General features: G+C 71.2%; 17 protein-coding genes and 1 pseudogene. 11 read left to right on the forward strand and 7 right to left on the reverse strand.

Features of this window, described 5'->3' with window-relative positions:
* Window positions 1-31 precede the first annotated feature (31 nt).
* Together ACZ5U5_RS10975 and ACZ5U5_RS10980 are read left to right on the forward strand one after the other, a co-directional pair.
* Window positions 32-982: a hypothetical protein gene (locus ACZ5U5_RS10975; protein ID WP_469019193.1), complete on the forward strand. Its 951-nt coding sequence runs from the start codon at window positions 32-34 to the stop codon at window positions 980-982.
* Entirely contained in the window at window positions 979-3807 is a 2829-nt protein-coding gene (locus ACZ5U5_RS10980) for a stealth conserved region 3 domain-containing protein (protein ID WP_469019196.1), read from the forward strand. Before ACZ5U5_RS10975 ends, ACZ5U5_RS10980 begins: the two co-directional genes overlap by 4 nt.
* Before the next feature lie 1558 nt (window positions 3808-5365).
* Here the strand turns inward: ACZ5U5_RS10980 and ACZ5U5_RS10985 are convergent.
* Window positions 5366-5804 (reverse strand): annotated as a pseudogene (locus tag ACZ5U5_RS10985) (ATP-binding protein).
* Between the two features lie 157 nt (window positions 5805-5961).
* Between ACZ5U5_RS10985 and ACZ5U5_RS10990 the strand changes: the two are divergent.
* Both ACZ5U5_RS10990 and ACZ5U5_RS10995 read left to right on the forward strand, forming a co-directional pair.
* The gene (locus ACZ5U5_RS10990; RefSeq protein WP_469019199.1) at window positions 5962-6825 is read left to right on the forward strand and encodes a helix-turn-helix domain-containing protein; all 864 of its coding nucleotides are present in this window, start codon (window positions 5962-5964) and stop codon (window positions 6823-6825) included.
* Window positions 6822-7031: a DUF397 domain-containing protein gene (locus ACZ5U5_RS10995; RefSeq protein WP_469019202.1), complete on the forward strand. Its 210-nt coding sequence runs from the start codon at window positions 6822-6824 to the stop codon at window positions 7029-7031. Before ACZ5U5_RS10990 ends, ACZ5U5_RS10995 begins: the two co-directional genes overlap by 4 nt.
* Here ACZ5U5_RS10995 and ACZ5U5_RS11000 read toward each other — a convergent pair.
* A complete protein-coding gene (locus ACZ5U5_RS11000) occupies window positions 7028-9127 on the reverse strand; it encodes a bifunctional glycosyltransferase/CDP-glycerol:glycerophosphate glycerophosphotransferase (protein WP_469019205.1) in 2100 nt (699 codons plus the stop codon). The two genes, ACZ5U5_RS10995 and ACZ5U5_RS11000, sit on opposite strands and share 4 nt — an antisense overlap.
* Window positions 9128-9278: 151 nt before the next feature.
* Here ACZ5U5_RS11000 and ACZ5U5_RS11005 point away from each other — a divergent pair, with 151 nt between their 5' ends.
* The 4 genes from ACZ5U5_RS11005 (at window position 9279) to galE (ending at window position 17104) form a co-directional block, all read left to right on the forward strand.
* A complete protein-coding gene (locus ACZ5U5_RS11005) occupies window positions 9279-12761 on the forward strand; it encodes a bifunctional glycosyltransferase/CDP-glycerol:glycerophosphate glycerophosphotransferase (protein WP_469019208.1) in 3483 nt (1160 codons plus the stop codon).
* Window positions 12758-14350: a hypothetical protein gene (locus ACZ5U5_RS11010; RefSeq protein ID WP_469019212.1), complete on the forward strand. Its 1593-nt coding sequence runs from the start codon at window positions 12758-12760 to the stop codon at window positions 14348-14350. The genes ACZ5U5_RS11005 and ACZ5U5_RS11010 overlap by 4 nt, the downstream gene beginning before the upstream one ends.
* A gap of 34 nt (window positions 14351-14384) precedes the next feature.
* Window positions 14385-16025 carry a glycosyltransferase family 2 protein gene (locus ACZ5U5_RS11015; RefSeq protein ID WP_469019215.1) on the forward strand — a complete coding sequence of 547 codons (1641 nt, stop codon included), beginning with the start codon at window positions 14385-14387 and terminating at the stop codon, window positions 16023-16025.
* Window positions 16026-16120: 95 nt separating this feature from the next.
* On the forward strand, window positions 16121-17104 hold the full coding sequence (galE, locus tag ACZ5U5_RS11020; RefSeq protein ID WP_469019218.1) for a UDP-glucose 4-epimerase GalE: 984 nt from the start codon (window positions 16121-16123) through the stop codon (window positions 17102-17104).
* A gap of 171 nt (window positions 17105-17275) precedes the next feature.
* Here galE and ACZ5U5_RS11025 read toward each other — a convergent pair whose 3' ends face one another.
* Together ACZ5U5_RS11025 and ACZ5U5_RS11030 are read right to left on the reverse strand one after the other, a co-directional pair.
* The gene (locus ACZ5U5_RS11025; RefSeq protein WP_469019221.1) at window positions 17276-17920 is read right to left on the reverse strand and encodes a response regulator transcription factor; all 645 of its coding nucleotides are present in this window, start codon (window positions 17918-17920) and stop codon (window positions 17276-17278) included.
* On the reverse strand, window positions 17908-19074 hold the full coding sequence (locus ACZ5U5_RS11030) for a sensor histidine kinase (RefSeq protein ID WP_469019224.1): 1167 nt from the start codon (window positions 19072-19074) through the stop codon (window positions 17908-17910). The genes ACZ5U5_RS11025 and ACZ5U5_RS11030 overlap by 13 nt, the downstream gene beginning before the upstream one ends.
* A gap of 183 nt (window positions 19075-19257) precedes the next feature.
* Here ACZ5U5_RS11030 and ACZ5U5_RS11035 point away from each other — a divergent pair, with 183 nt between their 5' ends.
* Entirely contained in the window at window positions 19258-19440 is a 183-nt protein-coding gene (locus tag ACZ5U5_RS11035; protein WP_469019227.1) for a hypothetical protein, read from the forward strand.
* 18 nt (window positions 19441-19458) lie between these two features.
* On the opposite strand, the gene ACZ5U5_RS11040 is transcribed toward ACZ5U5_RS11035, so the two are convergent.
* Window positions 19459-20079, reverse strand: a complete 621-nt coding sequence (locus ACZ5U5_RS11040) for a TetR/AcrR family transcriptional regulator (RefSeq protein ID WP_469019230.1) — start codon at window positions 20077-20079, stop codon at window positions 19459-19461.
* 115 nt (window positions 20080-20194) lie between these two features.
* On the opposite strand from ACZ5U5_RS11040, the gene ACZ5U5_RS11045 reads away from it, so the two are divergent.
* Both ACZ5U5_RS11045 and ACZ5U5_RS11050 read left to right on the forward strand, forming a co-directional pair.
* Window positions 20195-21106 carry an ABC transporter permease gene (locus ACZ5U5_RS11045; RefSeq protein ID WP_469019233.1) on the forward strand — a complete coding sequence of 304 codons (912 nt, stop codon included), beginning with the start codon at window positions 20195-20197 and terminating at the stop codon, window positions 21104-21106.
* Window positions 21099-21908, forward strand: a complete 810-nt coding sequence (locus ACZ5U5_RS11050; protein ID WP_469019236.1) for an ABC transporter ATP-binding protein — start codon at window positions 21099-21101, stop codon at window positions 21906-21908. The genes ACZ5U5_RS11045 and ACZ5U5_RS11050 overlap by 8 nt, the downstream gene beginning before the upstream one ends.
* 18 nt (window positions 21909-21926) lie before the next feature.
* Here ACZ5U5_RS11050 and ACZ5U5_RS11055 read toward each other — a convergent pair whose 3' ends face one another.
* Both ACZ5U5_RS11055 and ACZ5U5_RS11060 read right to left on the reverse strand, forming a co-directional pair.
* Complete coding sequence (locus ACZ5U5_RS11055; RefSeq protein WP_469019238.1) at window positions 21927-23087, reverse strand: glycosyltransferase; 1161 nt, start codon at window positions 23085-23087, stop codon at window positions 21927-21929.
* Complete coding sequence (locus ACZ5U5_RS11060; protein ID WP_469019241.1) at window positions 23084-25972, reverse strand: bifunctional glycosyltransferase/CDP-glycerol:glycerophosphate glycerophosphotransferase; 2889 nt, start codon at window positions 25970-25972, stop codon at window positions 23084-23086. Before ACZ5U5_RS11060 ends, ACZ5U5_RS11055 begins: the two co-directional genes overlap by 4 nt.
* Window positions 25973-26035: the final 63 nt, after the last annotated feature.

Raw genomic sequence — 26035 nt, forward strand, 5'->3', positions numbered from 1 at the left:
GTGGCACAATGCACCACATTGGGTTCACGCCATGACCCCGGCCCTGCCGCCCGCGGCACGGCGGCTTTTCGCCACCGCACGGACGACCCGCTTCCGGGCGGAACGTGCCGCCGCGGGGCGGGCCGGTGGCCTCCGGGCCGGTGGCGGGGCCCAGTCGCTGCCGGCGCCCGTGCATCTGTCGATCCGGGACAGCCGTACGCTCAACGTCGCCGTCGCGGCCCTCCCCGGTGAACAGGGCGAGGGCGCACATCTGTTGATCTCGCGCGGCCACCGCCGCTTCCGGATCCCGCTCGCCCCCGAACAGCACACCCACGGTGGCCTGCTGCTCGCCGGGACGGCCACCTTGCGCGACCTGCGTGAAGGTGTCTGGCGGCTCACGGTCGTCACCGCCGACACCCACGGACGCGTACGACGGCGTGGCATCGGCATCGAGGGGGACGCCGAACTGCCGCCCACGCCCACCGTCCGTCATGCCCCCGACCCCCGGACCGGAACGCTCATCCGCGTCGTCCGGTGCCGCAGCGGGCGCGCGGCGCTGCAGGTGACCCTGTCCAGGCCGCGCGCCGAGCTCGTGCGGTTCGTGCCCGGCGGTGACGGCATCGTCGTCCACGGGCGGCTCGTCATGGCGGGCACCTCGCGGCGGTGGCGGGCCAAGGCGGTGCGGCGGCGGGACGGGGTCACCGTGCCCGTCGGGGCGGTGTGGGACGGCGCCGAGTTCAGCTTCCGGCTGCCGCTCGGGGAGATGGCGGGGGCGAGTCCGGGGCAGTGGGTGTGGGACTTCCACGTGGAGGCGGAGACCTCCGGCGCCTCGCTCCCCCTCGGGCGCTGGCTCTCCGACGTACGCGACCCCTCGGCCGCCTACCCGACGCCCTTCCGTGTCTTCGCCCTGCCGAGCGGCGCCCTGATCCGCGCGCACGCCCACTTCACCAAGTCCGGCGCCTTCGGACTGACGTGCTGGGACATCTCGAAGGAGACCTCATGAAGATCACGTACCTCCTCGGCTGGGGCGACGAGATGGGCGGCACCGAGCTGGCCACCTACACGCAGGCGCAGCACCTCGCCGACCGGCACGACGTCGAGGTCATCTCCGTCTTCCGGACCCGCCCCGAGCCCTTCTTCCCCGAGGCCCGCAGCCTCCCCGTCCGCTACCTCGTCGACCGCACGGCCTCCCCCGAGCGTCCGGTGCGCGGCTCACGCCTGGACGAGGCCGCCTGCCGCACCCTGGCCGCGCTGCCCAGCGAACTGATCAGGCCCTCCTGGGAGTCCGCCTTCGACCGCCTCTCCGACATCGAGATGGCGACCGCCCTGGCCACCCTGGACACCGACGTCCTGGTAACCACGACGCCCGCCCTGATGGCCGCCGCCGTCGAGCTGGTCCCGGCCAGCGTCGTCACCGTGCACCAGGAGCACCGGCCCACCCAGCGCCGCGGCCCGTCCGGCGAACCCCTGCTCCTGCACGCGCCGCGCCTCGACGCCCTGGTCACGCTCACCGACCGCACCCGCGACTGGATCGCGGAGTCCCTCGGTGCCACCGCCCCCGAGCTCGCGGTCATCCCCAACGCCGTGCCGGACGGCTTCAGGCCGCGCGCCGACGGCGAGAGCAAGGTCATCGTCATGGCCGCGCGGCTCACCGGCGAGAAACGCGTCGACCACGCCGTGCGCGCCTTCGCCGAAGTCGCCGACGCCTACCCCGACTGGACCCTGCGCGTCTTCGGGGGCGGCCACCGCGAGCAGAGCCTGCGCCGCCTCGTCGACGGCTTCGGCCTCCAGGACCGGGTCGAACTCCTCGGCCCCTGCCAGGACATGGCCGCCGAATGGGCCAAGGCGGGGCTCACGCTGATGACCGCGGGGCACAACGAGGCGTTCCCGCTCGTGCTGCTCGAAGCGCTGGCCGCGGGTGTGCCCGTGGTCGCGTACGACGTACTGACCGGGCCCGCCGAGATCGTCAGGCACCGCGTCGACGGACTGCTCGTACCGCCCGGCGAGGTGGGCGAACTGGCCGCCGCGATGAGCGAGTTGATGGGCGATCCGGAGACCCGGCGGTCCTTCGCACGGGCCGCGCGCGAAGGCGTCTACGCCCGCTTCTCCTCCGCCGACGTCACGGCACGCTGGCAGGAGCTGTACTCCCGGCTCGTGGCGCGGCGCGACGCCCCCGAGCGGCTCGACGACCGGGCGGACCGGGTGGCGCTCGGCGTGGCGTCGGGCGGTTGCGGCTTCCGGCCGACCACGCCGTACACCCTGGACGCCGCGCCCGGCGCCGATGAGCGTGCCCGCGAGGACGAGATCGCCGCCGCCGACACCAGCGGCCTGCTGATCCGCTCCGTGGGCCGCCTGGCCGAGCGCCGCGACGACATCCTCGCGCCGGCCATGACGGACTGGAACCTCGAACTCACGGCCACCGCGCTGGAGTCGGAGGACATCCCCTACGTCCTCGTCCGTACGTCAGGCACCGCGCACACGCTCGCCGTGGCGGACGACGAACGCGACGGGGTGCTCAAGGCGCTCTCCGCGTCCCTGCATGGCCAGCCCGTCTACGCCGAACTGGTCCATCCCCGCGACGCGGCCCCCGGTGTCGTGCTCGCCGAGCGGCTCGACGGCATCGGCGAGGTCGCGGGCATCAGGCTCTTCAAGCCGGTGACCACGACGACGCTCTCCTTGCGCCACGGCGTCCAGCAGGCCTGCACGGTGGCGTTCTGGCCGCGGGTCGACGGAACCGCCGGTATCACCGAGGCCCGGCGCGCTCCCTTCGGCACCACCCTCGCCGGGTCCGAGCTGCCTTCGCTCGCGCCCACCGCCACCCTCCGGGTGGGTGACCGCACGTACCCCACCCTCGACGTCTTCGCCCAAGTCCTCATCGGTGACGTCGACTTCCCCATCGACGCGGTCTACACGTGGGTCGACGACTCCGACCCCGAGTGGCGTGCCCGCCGCCAGGCGGCCCTCGGCCGGCCCGAGGACGACACCTCGCCGGACCACGGCGCCGTCCGCTTCCGCAACCGCGACGAGCTGCGTTACTCGCTGCGCTCCCTCGCCATGTACGCACCCTGGATCCGGCACGTCTACCTCGTCACGGCGGGCCAGAAGCCGTCCTGGCTGGACGAGGAACACCCGGGCCTCACAGTGATCGACCACCGTGACCTCTTCGCCGATCCGGAGGCCGCGCTGCCCACCTTCAACTCCCACTCCATCGAGAGCCAGCTGCACCGCATCGAGGGCCTGTCGGAGCACTTCCTCTACCTGAACGACGACATGTTCCTCGGGCGCCCCACCACCCCGGAGATGTTCTTCCTCAGCTCGGGCACCGCCCGCTTCTTCTGGTCGTCCGCCTCGGTGCCCGCGCTACCCGTGTCAGAGGAGGACGAGGGCTACCTGGCGGCGGCGAAGAACAACCGGGAGCTGCTGCGGGAGGCGTTCGGCAGGACGACGACCCACAGCTTCTTCCACGCCCCCTACGCCCTGCACCGCAGCGTCCTCGCCGAGCTCACCGAACGCTTCCCCGATGAGCTCGAAGCGACCGCGCGCAGCCGCTTCCGCTCGAACAGCGACCTGGCTCTGGCGTCTTCGCTGCACCACCACTACGCGTACCTCACCGGCCGGGCGGTACCCGCGGGCATCGCGTACGACTTCGTGGACATCGGCAGCCGCGCCGACCACGCACGCTTGGGCCAACTGCTCCAAGGCCGCAACAAGACGGCGTTCTGCATCGGCGAGTCCCCCGACAGCGAACTGACGGAGGAGGAAATGACACTGGCCATCCGCGCCTTCCTGGCGGCGTACTTTCCGGTGCGGTCGCCGTTCGAGGTGTGAGGGGGTGGGGCTGAGTGGTGCTGGGTGGGGGCTGGGTGAGGTTGGGTGGCGAGTTCGGTTTCCGTAGGGGCGGTCGGGGGCGTTGTGTGGCCGGGGGCGTTGATGGTGGCTGTTGCCGCCCGGCACTCGGAAGTGTGGCGGTTCCGGCGGTCCTGTAAAGGGCGCTCCTGCGTCGCGTCGGCTACGCCGATTCCGCTGCGCTCCACCCTTGACAGGCCCGCCTCCACCGCGAGAACTCTTGCTGGCCGGGCGGCCCGGGGGGGGCGTATGGGGGGGGCTGGGGGGCGGGTTCGGTTTCCTGCCGGGTGCGGACTGGTTCTTCTGGGGTGAGCGTCGGGTGACGAGGAGGGGCCCGGCCGATCGGGGGCGGTGGGGTGGTGGTGCCGGGTGTCATGCCGGGTGCGGACTGGTTCTTCTCGCGTGAGCGTCAGGTGACGAGGAGAGGCCCGGCTGATCGGGGACGGTGGGGTGGTGGCGCCGGGTGTCATGCCGGTGCGGACTAGTTCTTCTGGTGCGGGCGTCACGCGGTGAGGCGGGCGGGGGCTCTTGGGGGTTGGTGGTGGGTGTCATGCCGGGTGCGGACTGGTTCTTCTCGCGTGGGCGTCACGGGTGAGGCGGGCGGGGCGGGGGCTCTTGGGTGGTAGTGCCGGGTGCTGTGCCGTCTGCGGACTGGCTCTTCTCGCGTGAGCGTCAGGTGACGAGGAAGGGCACGGCTGATCGGGGGCGGTGGGGTGGTGGTGGCGGGTGTCATGCCGGGTGCAGGCTGGTTCTTCTGGTGCGGGCGTCACGCGGTGAGGCGGGCGGGGTCTTCTGGGGGGTGGTGGCGGGTGTTGTGCCGTCTGCGGGCTGGCCCTTCTCGCGTGAGCGTGGCGCAGTGGGCGTGGCCTGGCAGGCGGGTGCGGGCCTGTTCGTACGGGGTTCCCGTCCAGGCGAGGCCCGGGTCAGTGGCGTGGGGGCGGAAGGCCGCGCGGCTGGCGGCGGATCGGCCGTGACGCCCACACTCGATGGGCCGGCCGCACAGCCCTCTCCCCCAACGACATAACGGGCATCCCGGGCCTCGCGAGGGGTAACTCGGAGCAGATTGCGAGAAAGTCCCACGTACTGGCGCCCGGACACGGCATGTCGTGGGATTTCACTGCCATCCACCCATCACAAGCTGCCCGCATCGCCGCCCCCACCCATGAACCCCGCCGCGCCCGCCTCCCGTGACGCCCACGCGAGAAGAGCCAACCCGCAGACGGCACAACACCCGGCGCCTCCACCCAAGAACCCCCGCCCGCCTCACACGTGACGCCCGCACCAGAAGAACCAGCCCGCACCCGGCATGACAGCGGCACAACCACCCCACCGCCACCGCCCCCGATCGGCCGGGCCCTTCCTCGTCACCTGACGCTCACGCGAGAAGAGCCAGTCCGCAGACAGCATGACACCCGGTGCCTCCACCCAAGAGCCCCCGCCCCGCCCGCCTCACCCGTGACGCCCACGCGAGAAGAACCAGTCCGCACCCCGCACGACACCGAACACCGAACACTCGGTCTGTCAGCCGTGGATGTTCTCGCTAGCAACCGTCCAGTTCCGCCCACACCGTCTTGTGCGGAGACGGCCCCAGCTCCGTTCCCCAGCGGGTCGACAGCGCCTCCACCAGCGCCAACCCTCGGCCCGACTCCGACTCCGACTCCGCGTCCGCTGCGGGAAGTTGGGCCGGGCCCGGCGGTGCATCCCCTCGCGTGTCCGTCAGCTCGATCCGCAGCCTTCCCGCCGGCCGTCAGCGTCAGCGCCAGGCGGAAACTCCTGCCGGCCACCCGGCCATGCGTCGCCGCGTTGTTCGCCAGCTCGGCGATGACGTGCTCCGCCTCCGGGAGCCGCGTGTGCCAGCCCCAGTCCGCCAGTTGCTGCACGGCCAGCCTTCGGCCGAGGCGCGCCCCCCTCGGGGTCGGCGACAGCAGGATCATGAAGTGTCCAACCGGCAGGGGGGTTTGAGTGATTCTTGAGTTCACGTCACTCAGCGTGGCCGAGCCTGCCTACCCTGAACAGCGATGACTCCTGTGCGTACAGCGACTGTCCACCCTCTGTCCCGGCCTGTCCCGGCTGTCCGGAGTGACGGCCGGGTACGCCTGCCCGTTGAGCAATGACGGTACGTCGGAGGTGGCAGGTATGAGCGTGGACGGTGACGGTACGGAGCGTACGGACGAGCCCGGCTGGGACGTCGAACCCGAGGACGAGATCGCCTCCGTCGTCGAGGCGCTGGGCCATCAGCAGAAACGGTGGCGGGAGGCCGCGGGTCTGCGCGTCGCCGAGTTCGCCGAGGCGATCGGGTACGGCGAGGACCTCGTGCGGAAGGTCGAGCGCGGGGCGCGTATCCCCCGCCCCGAGTACCTGGACAAGGCCGATCAGGTTCTGGGGGCGAAGGGGTTCATCTCCGCGATGCGGGAGGAGATGACCAAGGCTCGATACCCCAAGCGCGTACGGGAGTTGGCCAAACTGGAGGAGCGCGCGGTCGAACTCCTTCTGTACAGCAACCACAACCTCCACGGGCTGCTTCAGACAGAGGAGTACATGCGGGCGCTGTTCGACATGAGGCAGCCCGCGTACACGCAGGACGTCGTCGAGCGGGACGTGGCGGCGCGTCTGGGACGGCAGTCCGTCCTCGGGCGATCCCCCGCCCCCGCGCTCAGCTTCGTCCTGGAAGAGGTAACGCTGAGGCGGCCACTCGGAGGCAGAATGGTATGGCGTCGCCAGCTCGAACACCTGCTGGAGGTAGGGCGATTGCGAAACGTGGCCCTACAAGCGATGCCCACCGACCGCGAGGAGCACGCAGGAATGGCGGGCCTGATCGAGGTGTTGAAGTTCGGCGACGGTACGGCAGTTGGGCGCTCCGACGGTGCGTTCAACGGCCGCCCGGTGTCCGATCCGAAACAGCTCCGAATCCTTGAGCTGCGTTATGGCATCATCCGGGCTCAGGCTCTCCCACCAGGGGAGTCGCTGGCGTTCATCGAGCAAGTGCTGGGAGAGACATGATCCACAAGGCCGCCGCCGAGGACACGTCCGAGCTGAAGTGGTTCAAGAGCAGCTACAGCAGCAGCAACGAATCCGGCGACTGCGTCGAAGTAGCCCCCACCCCCACCACCATCCACATCCGCGACTCCAAGACCCCCCAAGCCCCCCACCTGACCTTCCCCCCCACCTCGTGGTCCGCCTTCGTGGCCCACGCCTCCGAGGGTTAGTCCGCGCTCACAAACAGCCGCCGCACCACCCGTTCCGCCGCGCCCCCGTCGTCGTACGGGCAGAACCGGTCGCGGAAGGCCGCCCGCAGTTCCGCGGTCTCCGGCGAGTTCCATCCGCCCGTCCGGAACAGCTCGATCAGCTCTTCCTCCGTCGTGGCCACCGCCCCCGGTGTCTCCCCCGCCCGCCCCGAGAGCAGGTCGAAGTACGTGCCGCGCGCCAGCCGGTAGGCCTGCCAGTCCGGGGCGTACGTCACGATCGGGCGGTCCAGGCAGGCGTAGTCGAACATCAGGGACGAGTAGTCCGTGACGAGGGCGTCGGCGGCCAGGCAGAGGTCCTCCACGCGCGCGTGGCCGGTGACGTCGATGAGTTGGGGGTGGGCGCGCAGGCCCGCGTCAGCGCCGTAGAAGTAGTGGGCGCGGACCAGGACCACGTGCTCCTCGCCCAGCGCACGCACGAAGCGCTCCAGGTCGAGGCGGGGTGAGAAGCCCTTCTGGTAGTCGCGGTGCGTGGGCGCGTACAGCAGCACCCTCCGGCCGTCCCCGACCCCGAGCCCCTCCCGGATCGCCGCGATCTCCCTCTCCCCCGCCCCGAAGTACACGTCATTGCGCGGGTAGCCCGCCTCCAGGGCCTCGTACGCCGTCGAGGGGTACACCCGTTCCCAGATCTCCGTGGAGTGCGGGTTCGCGGAGAGGCTGTAGTCCCACTGGTCGGTGTGGTCGAGGATCTTCTGGAAGCTGATGCCGTGCGTGCCCGCCGGGTAGCGGCGCTGGTCAAGGCCCATCTTCTTGAGCGGTGTGCCGTGGTGGGTCTGGAGGTAGACCTGGCCGGGGCGTTTGGTGAAGCCTCCGGGGAAGCTGGAGTTGTTGATCAGGTACGTCGCTCTCGCCATGGTCCGCCAGTAGTCGCGCGAGCCCTCGATGACGTACTCGACCCCGGCCGGCACGCGGTGCTTGTTGCGGGACGAGACCACCCATACGCCCCTGATGTGCGGGGCCAGTTCGCGGGCCTTGGCGTGGATGGCGGCCGGGTTGCAGGAGATCCCGCGGTTCCAGTAGGAGCCGTAGACCGCGAGATGGGGGTCGAGGGGGCGGCGCAGGTCGGCTCGGTAGGTGAGGCGCATGGCGCGGGCGCGCAGTTTCTTCTTCTGCTGCTTGAGCCTGCGGGTGAGGCCGCTCCTGCGGGACCGGCTCTTGCGGTGCGCCTCGTAGGCGGCGTACGAAGCCGTGGCCAGGGCGCGTTCCCCCGGTGTCGCCGCCGGGTCAGCCGGGCCGTACGTCCGGTAGAGGCGTGCCGCCCCGCGGAAGAAGTCCTTGCGGTCGCCCGGCGTGATGCGCCCCGCGTCGTCGAGCACGGCGAGCAGATGCCCGGCGGCGTGCGGGACGAGCCGGGCGCGGTCGGCGGGGTCGGCCGCGGCGAGGAGTTCCTCGTACCGGCCGATCAGGGCGAAGTGCGCACGGCCCGGCGTCTTGGCGAAGCTGCCGCCGCGCCGCTCGCGCCAGCGGACGCAAGGCCGGTCGAGGACGGCGGTGCGCGCCCCGGGGGCCAGGGTCGCGCGGCGCACCGGCACCACGTCCTCGTACGGACCGTCGCTGAAGGCGAGGCGGCGCTCCTGCCAGAACGCGCGCCGGTAGACGCGGTTCCAGGGCGCGACGGTGACGGCGAGGGGGTCTCCCGCGAGGTCGTCGCCGCCCGCGCGGACGTTCTCCCACCAGTCGACGCGGTCGTGGCCGAAGAGGAGGACGTCCGGGTCGTCGGCCGCGTCGAGGGCCTCGGCGATCGCCTCCAAAGCGCCCGGCAGGAGCAGGTCGTCGCCGTCGAGGAAGAGGAGGTAGGTGCCGGTGGCGCGGTCCGCGCCGATGTTGCGGGCGGGTCCGGCGCCCGCGTGGGCCGGGAGGCGTACGAGTTGCACGCGCGGGTCGCGTTCCGCACACTGCGCGGCGATCGCGGCGGACGCGTCGGGCGACGCGTCGTCCACGACGATCAGTTCCAGATCGCCGCCGGTCCGGCAGAGGGCCTGGTCGAGCACGGAGTCCAGGCATTCCCGCAGGTAGCCCTGGACGCGATGGGCGGGGACGACAACCGAGAAGCGCGACATGGACACCGACGGTAGCCAGCCGGACACGCCCTGTCGAAGACCCCGCATCACTCATTGGGGTGAAGGGGGGCAAAGAAATTGACCGGAACGGGCAAAGGGGATGAATACGCCCGTACTCCCATGATTGCTCCCCCGTGAAAGGCCGGTCGCCGTGCAGCCCCGTCTCAGCGTCGTCGTGCCCATCTACAACGTCGAAGAGTTCCTGGAGGAGTGCCTGGAGTCGATCGCCGGGCAGACCATGGCCGACCTGGAGGCCGTGCTCGTCGACGACGGCTCCACGGACGGCAGCCCGCGGATCGCACGTGAGTTCGCGGCGAAGGATCCACGGTTCGTCTATGTGCGCCAGCCGAACGCGGGGCTCAGCGCCGCCCGCAACACCGGGGTGCGGCACGCGACCCCCACCGCCGAATACCTGACCTTCGTCGACAGCGACGACGTCGTGCCGCACGACGCGTACGCCCGGATGACCGCGAGCCTGGACTCGACCGGGTCCGATTTCGCCAGCGGCAACGTCTGGCGCCTGAACGAGCGCGGCCGCCAGCAGGCCTGGCAGTACAAGTGGCTCACCGAACCGCGCTCGCGCACCCACATCAGCCGCGACCTGGAACTCCTCGCGGACCGCGTCGCCTGGAACAAGGTCTTCCGGCGGGCTTTCTGGGACCGGCACGGCTTCACCTTCCCCGAGGGGAAGCTGTACGAGGACACCCCGGTCATGATCCCCGCCCACTTCCTCGCGGGGTCCGTGGACGTGCTCAGCGACCACGTCTACTACTGGCGGGTGCGCGAGGGCTCGATCACCCGGCGGCGCACGGACGTCAAGGGCGTGCGCGACCGGATCGCCGCGTGCGCGCACGTAAGCGCGTTCCTCGCCGAACACGCGCCTGAGATGCGCAGGACGTACGACACCTCCTGCCTGCGCGACGACTTCGTGTACTTCCTGGAGGGCCTGCCGATGGGCGGGCCCGAGTACCGCGCCGCCTTCGTGAAGGGCGCCGCCGCGTTCCTGCGCCGCGCCGACCCGGGGGTCATCGCGGGGCTCCCGGTGTCCCTGCGGGTGAAATGGCACCTCGTCCGCGAAGGGCGCACCGCCGACCTGATCGACCTGCTCACCTTCGAACAGCGCAACAACAAGAACGCCTTCCAGGTCCGCGGGGTGGTGCGGCGCAGCGCCGCCTACCCGCGCGGTTCCGGCGGTCACATCCGGGTGCCGCAGGAGATCGCCCGGCTCGGGCGGGGCGAGCTGCCGGTCATCGCCCGGGTGCGGGAGGCCGGTTGGAGCCCCGACGGGCTGCTGCGGATCAGCGGATACGCGTACGTCCGCAATCTGGAGGCGACGCGCCCCGGACACTCCCTCAAGGCCGCCGTCCTCAAGTCGACCAGTAGCCGCACCCAGTTGAGGAGGGTCGCCACCCGGACGGTCGCTGCCCCGCAGGCCACCGAGAACTCCCGGCAGCGGCTGCACTGTTACGACCTCTCCGGGTTCGAGATGACCGTCGATCCCGAGCAGCTGAAGACGGGCGGCCGGTGGCGGCCGGGCAACTGGCTGCTCGGCGTGGTCGTCGCGGGCCACGGTTCGGTGCGCCGGGCCGCCGTACGCCCGCTGGACGGGTCGGCCGCCCAGTCCGTCGTGCGCGAACTGGGCGACGGGCTCCGCCTCGTCCTCGGCTTCAGCAAGGGCCGCCTGGTGCTGCGGATCCAGGAGTACGTGGCGCGGGTCGACACCCATCACCGGGACGGCGACGGGATGGTCCTGAGCGGCCATCTGCCGAGTCACCTGCGTCCGACGGCCCTGCGCCTGACGCACAAGCACGCGGCGGCGGAGTTCGAGTACCCCGTGACGCTGCCGGGCGACGACCGCTTCGACGTACGCGTGCGCCTCGCGGACCTGGAGGACATCGCACCGACCCCGCACCTGGCCCCCAAGGAGGTCGAGCCCCCGCACGGTGACCGCTGGCAGGCCAACCTGGTGCTGCCCGACGGCAAGCTGAAGTCCCTGGCGGCGGCCCTCGACCTGCCGCCAGGGCGCTACGCCTCACGCGCGGGCGGCCGCGAGCTGTGCGCGTCGGCGAACGACCAGGGCCAGCTGGTCGTCGAGCTGACCCGGCAGCCGATTGCCGACCGGGTGGCGTGGAGCACGGACGGCACGCTGACGATCGAGGGCACGGTGTCCGACGCGGGCCGGGACGCGGCGGAACTGGTCCTCCGGCACAGCGGCAGGGACGAGGAGGTGACCGTCCCGGTGGAACGTTCCGCCGGGCGCTTCCGGGGGGTGGTGGCGCCCGGGAGCGGGGTGCTGCGGGAGGGGCGGTGGTACGCGTTCCTGCGGGAGGCGGGGGGTGACACGGCCGCGCACGGCGCTTCGCAGGACGGCATGCCCGTGCGGCTGCTCGCCTCAGTGTCCGCCGCGTTCCCGCTCCACCAGTCGGTGGACGGGCGGGAGTTCACCGTCGACCGCCGGTTCGGTGACCGGCTGCTGATCGAAGCCGGGTCCGTGCTCACCCGCGGCGAGCGGGGGGCCTACCGGCAGCACCGGCTGCGCACCGCGCACTATCCGCAGCAGCGCACCAAGCCCCTGCGGGACGCGGTGCTCTACTTCGACGGCGACTCCCCGCGCGCGGTCCACGAGGAGCTGGTGCGGCGCGGCGCGGACGTCGAGCACCTGTGGGTGACGCAGGACCAGCAGACGCGGGTGCCCGCCGGGGCGAAGGGCGTGGAGGAGCACGGCACCGCCTTCCACGAGGCGCTCGCCCGCTGCCGGCGCATCGTCACCGCGGGCCATCTGCCCGACTTCTTCGAGCGGCGGGACGGGCAGACCGTCGTACAGACCTGGAACGGGGCGCCCCTCAAGCGCATCGGCACCGACCTCACCGACACCCTCTACGCCGACCACGGTCACCTCGACGTCCTGCCGAGGCTCTCGCGCCAGTGGGACGTGCTCGTCTCCCCGAACCGCTTCTCCACACCCCACCTGGGGCGCGCGCTCGCCTACGAGGGCGAGGTCATGGAGGCGGGCTCGCCCCGCAACGACGTGTTCTTCTCCGACGACCGCGCCAAGGTCGCCGAACGCGTGCGCCGCGAGCTGGGCATCGCCCCCGACAAGCGGATCGTCCTGTACGCGCCGACCTACCGGGACCACCTCGCCTACTCCCCCGGCCGCTTCCGCTACGAACCCGCGCTCGACTTCGCCGCGGCGCAGGACGTGCTCGGCGGCGACCACGTCCTCCTCGTGCGCAAGCACCCGCTGACGGCGGGCCGGCTGCCCGGCGCCCGCGCTCCCTTCGTACGCGACGTGTCGTCGCACCCCCGCACGGCCGAACTCCTCCTGATCGCGGACGTGTTGGTGACGGACTACTCCTCCCTGATGTTCGACTTCGCGCACACCGGGCGTCCGATGCTCTTCCACGCCTACGACCTGGAGCACTACCGCGACACGGTCCGCGGCTTCTACCTCGACTTCGAGACCAGCGCCCCGGGTCCGCTACTCGCCTCCACCGGCGAGGTCGTCGAGGCGCTTCGCGACCTGGACTCGCTCACGGCGCGGCACGCGGAGGCGTACGCGACGTTCCGCGAGGCCTACTGCGACCTGGACGACGGGCGGGCGGCGGCCCGTGTCGCGGAGAGGCTCATGCGATGACCACGGCCACGCTCGGGACCCACCGGGAGACGCACGGCGCGACGGCACTGAACAAGCGCAAGCGGTGGCGCCCCAGCCCGTACCTCGTGTTCGGCGGTCTCTTCTGGATCGTCATGTCGCTCGCCTTCTGGCGGGTGCCGATGTGCTGCGACTTCGGACAGCACGCGGCGGTGATCGAACGGCTCAAGGCCGACCTGCTGCATCCGCGGCACCCGATGGCGGACCTGCCGGGCGCGGGCAGCCCGTACTACTCGCCGTACGCGGTCGCGCAGGGCGTCTTCGCGCGGGTGACCGGGCTCGCGGGCTGGGAGGTCGTGAAGCTGGCCGGGCCCCTGAACCTCCTCGTGCTGCTCACGGGTCTCGGCCGGTTCGTGAAAGTCCTGACGCCACGTCAATGGGCGCCCGTGCTGGCCCTGTTCGCGATGGTGCTGCTCTGGGGCACCCGGATGGCGTGGTGGAGCGGTTACCTCGGTCTGATGTCGATGACGGGGAACCTCGCCTACCCGTCGACTTTCGCGATCGGCCTGGCGTTCTGGGCGTGGGCATGGGCGGGTTCGCTCGCGAAGTCGCCCCGGGGCGTGCTCGCGTACGTGGGTCTCGGCGCGCTGTGCGGGGTGATCCTGCTCGTCCACCCGATCTCGTCCGTTGCCGCGGTGATCGGGGTGGTGGCCCTCGCCGCCTCGGCCCGGCGGCCCTTCGCGGGGCTGTGGAAGTGGGCGGCGACCGCCGTGACGGCGGCGGTGATCGCGGCGAGCTGGCCCTACTTCTCCGTCTTCTCGCTCGTCGGTGACGAGAGCGTCGACTGGATCCACCGGCAGCTCTACACCGAGATGCCGCAGCGGTTCTGGCTCGCGCTGATCGGGCTGCCCGCGCTCGTCCTCAGGTTCCGCGGGAACCGGCGCGACCCGCTGGTCCTGATGTTCGCCCTGGACTGCGCGGTCGTGGCGTACGGCTGGCTGAGCGGCCACTACACCTACGGCCGCATCATGGGCCTGACCCTCGTCCCGCTCCAGTTCGCCCTCGCGATCGAGCTGGCGGCGCCCCGCCCCTGGCGCCGGTGGCGCATGGCCCTGGGGGGTGTGGCGGCGTCCGGGGCGGCCGTCGGCTTCTTCACGCTCCAGGCGGGCGCTGTCGTGCCACGCGCCCTCGACCCGGTGGGCTTCGACCAGCCGCCGCGCTGGCCGGGCTACGGCTGGGCGGTGAGCCAGATGCACCAGGGCGACGTCGTCCTGACCAACGGCTACTACCCCACCCGCTCCCTCCCGGCGTACGGCGCCAACCTCGTCGCCCCCGCCTGGCCGGACGCCGCGCTGGCCGAGGACACGCGCAACCACCGCCTCCAGAAGGTGCGCGACTACCTCTCCGAGGATTCGACCCGCGCGGAACGCACACGGATCGTGCGGCGCTACGACGTGCGCTGGCTGCTGCTCTCCCCCGACCAGAAGGTGCCCGAGGAGGCCGTGGTGGTGGCGTGGGGGCCGCGGACGGGCGAGGTGCTTGCGCGGGTCAGCGGCGGGCACACGGACGCGGGCGACGGGAGTAGTACCGAGGCGGGGACAGGAAGTACGAAACAACCCAACACCCCCTAATCGGATAATTACCAGAAACCTATAAAATTCCCCCGTGGATTCCTCTTTGTCTCTCCCGCCCCCGTCGCCCCAGGTCTGCGTCGTCGTGATCGGCTACAACGACGCCGCGCACGTCACGGACGCGGTGCGCTCGGCGCTCGCCCAGGGCCCCGCCGTCCGCGAGGTGATCGCCGTCGACGACTGCTCGACCGACGGCAGCGACGAGCTGCTCGCGGCGCTCGCCCAGGAGGATCCGCGCGTCAAACCCATCCGCCGCGCCACCAACAGCGGCGGCTGCGGCACCCCACGCAACGACGGCATCGAGGCCACGACGTCCGCGTACGTGATGTTCCTCGACAGCGACGACGTGCTGCCGCCGGGCGCGGTGGACGCCCTCCTCGACGCCGCCGCGCGGCACGACGCCGAGGTGGTCACGGGTCTGTGCGTACGCCGTGAACTGCCATCGGGCCGCGAGAGCCCCTGGCAGCCCATGCTCTACGCGAAGCCCCGCCTCATCGCCCGCCCCGAGCTGCGCCCCCGCCTGGTCCACGACACCCTCTGCGTCAACAAGCTCTACCGCACCGACTTCCTGCGAAAGCACACCCTCCGCTTCCCCGAGGGCCGCTTCACGTACGAGGACTTCGTCTTCACGGCCCGCGTCCTGGCCGCGGGCCCCCGCATCGCGCTGATCACGGCCCCCGTCTACGTGTGGAACGTGCGGCGCACCGCGGCCAGGCTGTCGATCTCCCTGGACCGCTCCGGCATCGACAACTGGCGGGCCCGGCTGGAGGCCCACCGCCAGGCCGTCGAGATCCTGCGGGAGGCGCGGAGCGCGTCGGGCGACGCGGGCAAGCGGCTCGCCCGTGCCGCGCGCGCCAAGTTCATCGACCACAGCCTGCGGATGTACGCGCGTGAGCTCACCACCCGCAGCCCGGAGTACCGCCGGGAGTGGTGGACGGCCACGCGCGCGTACCTCTCGGCCTTCGACACGGCCGATCTGGACGCGGCGCCCGCGCCGGGCCGCATCATCGCCCGCGTGATCCTGGCGTCCCCCGAGCCGCGCGACCTGCCCCGCCTCCAGGAGGTGGCCGCCCGCCCCGCGCGCCTTTCGCCGCCCTACGCACGATCGGCCGACGGCGAGACCCCCGTCTGGTCCCCCGACCTCCCCCAGGTGACCCTGGACCACCTCCTCGTACGCCCCATCCGCCTCCTCCCGCTCGCGGTGGACGCCGAGCTGCGGCCCCGCGCGGGCGGCAGCCGCCTCACGCTGCGGCTGCACGAGATGTACGGGCGGGTGGCGGAAGCGGGCCCGACGACGGTCGACGTGGAGCTCGTGCCCAGGAGCGGCGAAGGGCCGGTGCTGCGCCGCACGGCGGCGTTCGGCCCGTCTCCGGACGGGGAGACCTGGCTGACCGAGGCCGTCCTGGACCTGGGCTCGCTCGGCGGTGGCGTATGGGACCTGCGGCTGCGCCTGCACTTCGGCGACGGGACGGCGCGCGAGACGACGGCGCGCGCGGTGGCGGGCCCGGGTCTGCTGCGGCGCACGGCGCTGCCGTCGCTGCGGGGCATCCTGCTGGCCCAGCCGTACCGGACGCAGGCGGGGAACCTGGCGGTGCGGCTCGCGCCGGGGGTGCGGGGCGTCCTCGGGGTGGTGCGCAGGCGGCTCGCGCGCTGGGTGGGCGGAGCCGGCCGCTGACACCGCCCGAACACAGACCTCTGCGACACTGCACAACCATCCAACCGGAACCGCACAACCATTCACCCGGACTCACGGAAGAAGGCTGACTGACGATGACCTGGCTGATCACCGGCGGCGCCGGCTACATCGGGGCGCATGTGGTCCGTGCAATGACGGAGGCGGGCGAGCGGGCCGTGGTCTACGACGACCTGTCCACGGGCATCGCCGAGCGCGTGCCGGAGGGCGTACCGCTGGTGACCGGCTCGACGCTCGATGCGGAGCTGCTGGCCCGCACGCTGAAGGAGCACGCCGTCACAGGCGTCGTGCACCTGGCGGCGAAGAAGCAGGTCGGCGAGTCCGTGGAGCAGCCGCTGCGGTACTACCACGAGAACGTGGAGGGACTGCGGGTCCTGCTGTCGGCGGTGGCGGAGGGCGGGGTCACGTCCTTCGTCCTCTCCTCCTCGGCGGCCGTGTACGGCATGCCGGACGTGGACCTGGTGACGGAGGAGACGCCCTGCCTGCCGATGAGCCCGTACGGCGAGACGAAGCTGGCGGGCGAGTGGCTGGTCCGCGCGACGGGCCGGGCGCACGGCCTGTCGACGGCGTCGCTGCGGTACTTCAACGTGGCGGGCGCGGCGAGCCCCGCCCTTGCCGACACGGGCGTCTACAACCTGGTCCCGATGGTCTTCGAGAAGCTCACGGACGGCGAGGCGCCGCGCGTCTTCGGCGCGGACTACCCGACGCCGGACGGCACCTGCGTACGCGACTACATCCACGTGGCGGACCTCGCGGAGGCCCACGTGGCGACGGCCCGCAAGCTGGCCACCGCACCGGCCGGCACCGACCTGACGCTCAACATCGGCCGCGGCGAGGGCGTCTCGGTCCTGGAGATGGCCACCCTGATCAACGAGGTGACGGGGTACGACCTGCCGCCCACCGTGGCCCCCCGCCGCCCCGGCGACCCGGCCCGGGTGGTGGCATCGGCGGACCGCATCGCCACGGAACTCGGCTGGTCGGCCAAGCGCGACGTACGCGAGATGGTGACATCGGCATGGGCGGGATGGCTCCGGACGCACCCGGGGGCGGCGCGGAAGTAACACCCGCCCACTGGCACGACCACCCGCCTTCGCGACGACCCACGTCCGATCCGGCCTCCACCGCCGACCCCGCCGACCCCGCCGATGCAGAAAACTCCCGCCGAACCGTTCCCCGGCGGTCGCAACATGGGACTTTCCTGCGAACCTCCCCTCCCTCCCCCTCCCCTTCGCTCACCCCCTGTTCAAATACGCCAGCACAGCCAGCACCCGCCGGTGCCCGCTGTCGCTCGGCGGGAGGCCCAGCTTCGCGAAGACGTTGCCGATGTGCTTGCTCACCGCTCGGTCCGACACCGTCAGCGCCGTCGCGATCGTCCCGTTGTCCCGGCCCTCCGCCATCAGTTGGAGCACCTCGCGCTCCCGGGGCGTGAGCGAGTCCAGGGGGTCGTTCCGGCGTCGGGTCAGCAGTTCTGTGACCACCTCCGGGTCAAGCGCCGTTCCGCCCCCGGCCACCCGCTCCAGCGCGTCGAGGAACTCGTCGACCCGCCCCACCCGGTCCTTCAGGAGGTAGCCGACGCCGCCCGCGCCCCCGCCCAACAGTTCGGCGGCGTACGTCTCCTCGACGTACTGGGAGAGCACGAGCACCGGTAGCCCGGGGATCTCCTGCCGCGCCGCCAGCGCGGCCCGCAGCCCTTCGTCACGGAAGCCCGGCGGCATTCGTACGTCCAACACAGCGACGTCCGGGCGGTGTTCGAGCAGCGCGGGCAGTACCTCGGGCCCACTCGCCGCCACCGCCACCACCTCGTGCCCGGCGGAGGACAGCAACAGGACCATCCCCTCCCGCAGCAAGGCGTTGTCCTCGGCGATCACCACGCGCACGGCAGCTCCACATCGATCACGGTCGGCCCCCCGACGGGGCTCGCCACTTCCACGGTCCCGTCAAGCGCCGCGACCCTGCGCCGCATCCCGAGCAGCCCGGTGCCACCCGCGTCGTCGGCACCGCCCCGCCCCTCGTCACGTATCGACATCCTCAACACGCCCTCCGACCGGGCGAGTTCAACCGCAGCCACCGCCGCCCCACTGTGCTTGGCGGCGTTCGTCAGCGCCTCCGCGACGACGAAGTAGGCCGCCGCCTCCACGGCCGCGGGCGCCCTCGGGCCCTCCTCCACGCCCTCCGCACGCACCGCCACCTCCAGCACACTGCTCGCCGCAAGCGCCCGCACCGCCCCCGCCAAACCCCGGTCCGTCAGGATCGGCGGATGGATGCCGCGTACGACGTGCCGAAGCTCGGTCAGGGCCTCCTCCGCCTGGTCCTGCGCGTCCACGAGAAGTTTCCGTGCCGCCTCGGGGTCCTTGTCGAACGCGCGCCTCGCGAGCCCCACCCGCATCGACATCGAGACGAGACGCGCCTGCGTGCCGTCGTGCAAGTCCCGCTCGATGCGCCGCAGTTCGGCCCCGTGCGCGGCGACCGCGCCGGCCCGTGTGACGGTCAGCTCCTCGACCCGCTCGGTGAGCCGCGCGGCCCGCTCCGCCTCCGGCGACGCCCTGAGCAGCGCCCCCGACCAGGCCGCCTCCAGATCCGCGATGCGTGCCACCAGCGGCAGCACCACCGCGCGGCGGCCGAAAAGACCGCACCACACACCGTCGACCAGCACCCCGACGACGAACACCGGCAGCGACACGTACAACAGCAGCCAGCCGTAGACGAAGTGCAGACCGAGCCACCGCAGATCGCGGTACGTCGCCGGGTCCGTGACCCCCGCGCGCACCCGCTCGGAGAGCGTGCCGGTCAGCGGCACGTACGCCTCGGGGATCTCCTGACCCGTCCACAGGGCGACGCGGCGCCGCTTGAAGCCCGCCATCCGGCGCAGCATCAGGACCGTCTCGGGCATGACGCCCGCGCCGACGACGATGAGCGTGGTGACGAGGGTGAGGAGGATGACTCCGACGAAGAGGTACGACGCCAGGGAAAGAAGCGCCGCCACGGCCAGTTGCTCCAGGGCCCGCCTCGTACGCCGCAGTGTCTCCCGCATGGCCATGAGGCTATGCGACCCCGCTCGCACGCGCGGTCGAGGCCGCTCCCGGGCCGGGGTGTAGCTGGCTACACCCCCGCCTCGGGAGAGCGCACCCTCGCCACGCGGCCCACTCCCAGCCAGAGTTGCTCTCGCAGCGGAACACGCCCCGCTCCCCGCACCCGACTTGAAAGGCACCGCCCCATGAAGCCCCTGCTCTGGATCGTCTTCGCGCTCGCCCTGGTCACCAACGTCTCCACCAGCTTGGCCTTCGACGGGGTGAAGCAGGTCCTGATCAGCGTGGGCACCGGCGTCGTCACGCTCGGCTCGGCCGCGGCCCTGTTCCTGCTGCGGGAGAAGCGGGAGAGGCAGGAAAAGCGGGCCTGACCCGGTCCCGAGGCGCCCTCACAGCGCCCGCAGCGCCGCCGCCGTAGCCGTGGCGAGGCTGGCCAGGTAGCCCTTGGGGAGCTCGGCCCGCACCACCACGGACCGCCAGTAGAGCGGGCCCGACACCAGGTCGAGGGCGAGGTCCTCGTCCACCCCGTCCCGTACCTCGCCTCGCGCCACTGCGGCCCGCACGATGCCGTTCGCCACCCCGTGCTGCCCCTCGCGCAGGGCCTTCTGCATGGCCTCCGCGATCTCCGGGTTGCGTGCCGCCTCCGCCTGGAGGTCGGGGATCACCTGCGAGGCCACGGGGTGCCGCAGGGCGCGTGACGTCACCTCGTACAGCAGCCGCAGGTCGCCCTCCAGTGAGCCGCTGTCCGGCATCGGCAGGCCCTGGACCGCTATCGCCGACACCAGGTCGAGCACGAGGTGCAGCTTGGAACGCCAGCGCCGGTAGACGGCGGTCTTGCCGACGCCCGCGCGGCGCGCGATGCCCTCGATGGACATGCGCGCGTACCCGACCGCCGCCAGCTCCTCGAAGACGGCGGCCCTGATGGCCTCGGTCACATCCTCGCGGAGCACCGCCGCGCCCGCGGGCGCCCTGCGGCGGGGCTGTTCATCTCCTGGCCTGCTCGTCGTCATACGGACAGCATAGAACGTGACGACGATACGGTTGCGTTCCGACGTCACATCGTCCTACTCTCGACGATGCGACGATACGGGTCCGTCCCGACGTAACGAGTAAGGAGCCGCGGAAGTGAGTCAGGTCCTCGACGCACCACCCCGCACAGCGGACCCGGCCCCCGACCCGGCCGAGCTCGCGGCCCGCCACGGCCTGACCGTCAGCGGCGCCCGCCCCACACTCCCCGGGTACGTCCGGCAGCTGTGGCAGCGCCGCCACTTCATCACCGCCTTCGCGACCGCCAAGCTCACCGCCCAGTACAGCCAGGCGAAGCTCGGCCAGGTCTGGCAGGTGATGACGCCGCTCCTGAACGCGGCGGTCTACTACTTCATCTTCGGCGTGCTGATGAACACCAAGCACGACGTCCCTGACTACGTCCCGTTCCTGGTCACCGGCGTCTTCATCTTCACGTTCACGCAGAGCTCGGTGATGGCCGGCACCCGCGCCATCGCGGGCAACCTCGGCCTGGTCCGCGCCCTGCACTTCCCGCGGGCCGCGCTACCGATCTCGTTCAGCCTGCAACAGCTCCAGCAGCTCCTGTTCTCCATGGGCGCGCTGATCGTGATCCTGCTCTGCTTCGGCGTCCCGCCGAGCCTGTCCTGGCTCCTCGTGGTCCCCGTCCTGCTCCTGCAGTTCACGTTCAACACGGGCCTGGCCCTGGTGGTAGCCCGCCTGGGCAGCAAGACGCCCGACATCGCCCAGCTGATGCCGTTCGTGCTGCGCACGTGGATGTACGTGTCCGGGGTGATGTGGAGCATCGACGCGGTCCTCAAGGACCAGCACCTGCCGCACGCGCTGAAGGTCCTCCTGGAGTGCAATCCGGCCGCGATCTACATCGACCTGATGCGCTTCGCGCTCATCGACAGCTTCCAGGCGGGCCGGCTCCCGCACCACGTCTGGGCGTGGGCGGTGGGCTGGGCGCTGCTCGCCGGCGTCGGCGGGTTCATCTACTTCTGGAAGGCAGAGGAGACGTACGGCCGTGGCTGACACCAGGAATGACCGGAATGACAACGCCCCCACCGTCATCGTCGACCAGGTCGACATCGTCTACCGCGTACACGGCGCGGGTGCCACCGCGGGCCGCGGCAGCGCGACCGCCGCGCTCGGCCGCATCCTGAAGCGGGGCGGGAAGGACGGCGAGGAGTCCGGCGTACGCAAGGTGCACGCCGTCAGGAAGGTGTCCTTCACCGCCCACAAGGGCGAGGCCATCGGCCTGATCGGCACCAACGGCTCGGGCAAGTCGACCCTCCTGAAGGCGGTCGCGGGGCTCCTGCCAGTCGAGCACGGCCGCATCTTCACCGACGGCCAGCCCTCCCTGCTCGGCGTGAACGCGGCCCTGATGAACGACCTCACCGGCGAGCGCAACGTCCGGCTCGGCGGCCTGGCGATGGGCATGTCCCGCGAGCAGGTCCAGGAGCGCTACCAGGACATCGTCGACTTCTCCGGGATCAACGAGAAGGGCGACTTCATCACCCTCCCGATGCGTACGTACTCCTCCGGCATGGCGGCCAGGCTCCGCTTCTCCATCGGCTCCGCCAAGGACCACGACGTCCTGCTCATCGACGAGGCCCTGGCGACCGGCGACCGCTCCTTCCAGAAGCGCTCGGAGGCCCGCATCCGCGAGCTGCGCAAGCGCGCGGGCACGGTCTTCCTGGTCAGCCACAACAACAAGTCGATCCGCGACACCTGCGAGCGCGTGCTCTGGCTGGAGCACGGCGAGCTGCGCATGGACGGCCCGACGGCGGACGTCCTGAAGGAGTACGAGGGCTTCACCGGCGGCAAGAAGTAACCCCGGGGGCCTCCCGCCTCACCGCTCCAGGAACGCGAACAACTCCTCCCAGCGCCGCACGACTTCATCCGTCGTGTAGCGCTGGATGTTCACCCTGGCCAGCTCCCCCATCCGGTCCCGCAGCTCCTTGTCGGACATCAACGTGTCGAGCCTGCGCGCCAGTTCAGCCGTGTTGCCGAGCCGCGCCAGCAGTCCGTCCACACCGTCCTGCACGATCTCGTGCACGCCGGGCGCGCAGTCGAAGGCCGCGCACGGCACGGCGGTCGCCATGGCCTCCATCAGCGCGAGCGGGAAACCCTCGCCCCGCGACGACTGCACGAAGACCGACCCGCCACGCAGCGCTTCCGGCACGTCGTCCGTGCGGCCCATCCACTCCACGGAGCCGTCGAGGCCGAGGGACGTGCACTGCTTCTTGAGGATCTCCTCGTCCTCGCCGGAGCCGTAGATCCGCAGCTTCCAGTCCGGGTGCAGCGGCGCGACCTCCGCCCAGGTGTCGAGGAGCATGTCGATGCCCTTCTGGTCGTGCAGGCGGCCGATGCTCGTGACGACCTTCTCCGTGCGCCGCGAGGGCACATCAGGCATGAACGGCAGCGGGTTCGGCATGAAGGCCGCGTTGTCCATGCCCTGTCTGATCCACAGGTCGGCGTCCTCACGGGTCAGCGCGAGCATCCGGTCGACGTCCTTGTAGTGCTTCTTCACCCGCCCGAAGCGCGAGCACCCCCGCGAGTACGCGAACGACTCATGGCTCATGCCGATGACCGACATGCCGGTGGTGTCGGCGAGTTCGACCCACTCCATCGCCCACACCTGCGTGACGATGACGACGGCTCCGGGCCGGGCCCGCGCGAAGAACGCGGTCAGCTTGGCGGCCTGCTCGTGCATGCCCTGCTCGCGCCGCGTGCGCTGCCGGTGCTGGGCCACGTTCAGCCGCCCCTTGATGCCGCGGGCCGGTCCGACGCGCGGCGGGTGCTCGTCGTACAGCGTCGTGGTGGGGTACGGCAGGTCCGTGCCGATGTCCTGCGGTACGTCGGGTTCCGTGATGCCGACGACGTGCACACGGTGGCCGCGCCCGACGAAGAGGCGTGCCATCTGGTGGGACCAACTGGTGACCCCGCCCAGCTCGTCGACGCTGTTGGAGACGAAGAATATGTCCCGCGTCTGCTCCGCTGTGTGACTCACTTGCCGCTCCAGTGCGAGAAGAACTGATCGACGATGCTCTTGGCGGCGTCGCCCCGGTCGTACTCACCGAACTCGGCCACGAACCGCTCCCGTGCGGCCGCGTACTCGAGGACATGCTCGTCCAGCGCCTTCAGCGCCCCGAACAGCTCCTCCTCGGTGTCGACCACCGGCCCGGGGGCCCGTTCCCGCAGGTCGAAGTAGGTGCCGCGGCCTTCGTGGACGTACTCCTCGTAGTCGTACGTGAAGAAGACCATCGGCCGGTCGAGGAGCGCGTAGTCGAACATCACGGACGAGTAGTCGGTGATCATCGCGTCCGCGAGTTCGTAGAGCGGCGTGACGTCGTGGTGCGCGGAGACATCGATGACGCTGCCGCGCACGGACGGCGGGAGCACCACGTGGTTGAGGTAGTGCGAGCGGACGAGCAGCACGTAGCGGTCGCCGAACTCCTCCGCGAACCGCTCGACGTCGAAGGGCAGTTCAAAGCGTCCGTGCCGGCCGCCGTGCCGTCGGAAGGTCGGCGCGTACAACAGCACCTGCTTGTCCTCCGGGATGCCCAACTCCGCTGCCAGCGGACCGCGTTCGCGCACTCCGCTCGCGTCCTCGGCGCGCTTGGCCCGCACCAGCGCGTCATTGCGCGGATAACCGACCCTGAGCAGCACCTTCTCCTTCAGGCGCAGCGCCTTGGCGAGGGTCCGCACGTCGTGCTCGGAGCGGATCAGGAAGCGGTCGAAGCGGTCGAGCACCCGCTCCTGCTCGTCCTGCCTGGCCTTGCTGCGCAGCTTCCAGGCGGGCTCGTCGAAGCCCATGCGCTTGAGCGCCGAGCCGTGCCAGGTCTGGATGTACGTCGTCCCGGGCCGCTTGGTGAGCTTGAGCGGGTAGCTCTGGTTGTCGACCCAGAACTCGGCCTGCGCGAGGGCCTTCAGATACGGCAGCGACCAGCGCCGCACCAGCGTGGCGTCCTCGGGGAAGCCCTTCGGATCCCCGGCATAGGACCACACGGCGTCGAAGTCGAGGCCCTGGCGCCGCATCTCCTCGTAGATCGCCCGGGGGCTGTCGCTGTACTGCTTGCCGAGGTGGCTCTCGAAGACGACCGTGCCCTTCTTCACCGGCAGGCGGCTGAACACCTCGTCGTACACGCGCAGTTTGCTCTGCCCGGAGGTGATGTCCTTGCGCAGCTTCTTGGCCTTGCGGACGCCGGACTTGGCGAGCCGCCCCGGTACGCCCTGTGTGCCGCGCGCCACGAGGTCCTGGATCCGGCCGCTCGCCGTCTCCCGCGTGACGAGCCGGAACGCGAGGTGTCCGCGCTGCGAGACCTCGGGCTCCATGTGGTCGGCGACAAGGCGGGTCAGCCGCGGCCGCACGGGGAGCTTTCCCTCGGCGAGCCCCGGGTCGCAGGCGGTGAGCCGCGTCCTGGTGCGCACGCCGTCGGCGGTCAGATGCAGGCGCACGTCCCACACCGCGTCGACGACACCGAGCGGGCGCAGGCGCCGCGCGAGGTCGACGGTGGCCTCCCAGACGAGGGCGTCCCCCTCGTACCGCACGGCGGAGACCGGGAAGCGGAACGTCTGCAGGCTGCGGCGTCGCGCGCTGAACTCAAGGTCGGCGGTGAGCACGGCGTCCGGGCCGACGACGCCGAGCGGGTTGGTGACGCGGCCCGCCATGCGGACGGTCCCCGCGGACTCCTCGTACCGCGTCAGGACGTTGCGCAGGAACATCTGGTCGAGCCGCTTGGTGTGATAGCCGAGCTCGGTCACGTCCAGGACGTGGCGGCCGAGCGGGTCGTCGAGATGCTCGGCACACCAGTACACGCGCCCGTCCCGCTCGGCGAGCGGTGCGGAGACCTTGTCGCGGTTGGTGAGGGTGTCGACGGCGGGCAGCAGGTTCGGCCAGTCGCCCTGCTCCAGGAGGTAGGCGCAGATGGCCTGAATCGGCTGCACCTCGTCGTACGCGGCGTGGTCGATCCCGGCGAGATAGTCGCGGGCGAGCCCGGCGAACTCCTGCCGGTAGGCGGCGTCACGGAACGGCAGGTCGCGCAGGTGGAGCACCAGGTCGTGCTTGAGGTACTTGACGTCCTTGGCGAGCCGCACCTCGTCGAGGCCGCGCTCCGCGAGCAGTGCGTCGATCCGGCGGTGGATCTCCATCCGGTGCTGGAAGTTGACCATCTCGTGGCGTCGGTTGCTCACCGACTTCACCGGGCCCCGCGCGTAGACGTGCCAGAAGTAGACCTGGTTCGGTATGAGCGTGATGCGCCCGGCGGCGAGGTAGGCCTCCGCGATGAACATCAGGTCCTCGTAGAACATCCCTTTCAGGAAGCGCAGGCCGTTCTCGACGAGGAAGTCGCGCCGGTAGAGCTTGTTCGTGGACAGCGTGTCCCAGACGAACAGGTCGGTCAGCTCCTCGACGGATTCCAGGGTGCGGGTCCTGGCGTACAGCCACGGGTACCACTGCTCGCGCTTCTTGTTGCGCGTGTCCATGTGCACCCGTACGCAGAGCCCGGAGACGATGTCGGAGCCGTCGCGCTCGGCGGCTTCGAGGAGGTTGCGGCAGGCGTTGCGCTCCAGGACGTCGTCGCTGTCCAGGAACATCACGTGGCTGCCGACGGTGTGGCCGATGCCCACGTTGCGGGGCTCGCCGCATCCCCCGCTGTTCTCCGGCAGCTGGTAGGCCCGCACCCGCTCGGGGTGCTCGGCGGCCATGCGCTGCGCCGCCTCGTACGAACCGTCCGTGCTGCAGTCGTCGACGATGACGACCTCGACGCCGTGCAGCGTCTGGTCGAGCACCGACCGCACGGCGGCCGGCAGCCGCTCGGCGTCGTTGTAGACGATCACCACGACGGACACATCGGGTCGCTCCCCCGGCGTCCCCCGCTCACCTATCGCTCCCATGTGTCCCTCCAGTCAGATGCCAGCTCCTCCTACTAATTATCGCTAATGCCCGATTAGCACCCT

This window comes from Streptomyces sp. NPDC033177 (assembly GCF_055577715.1).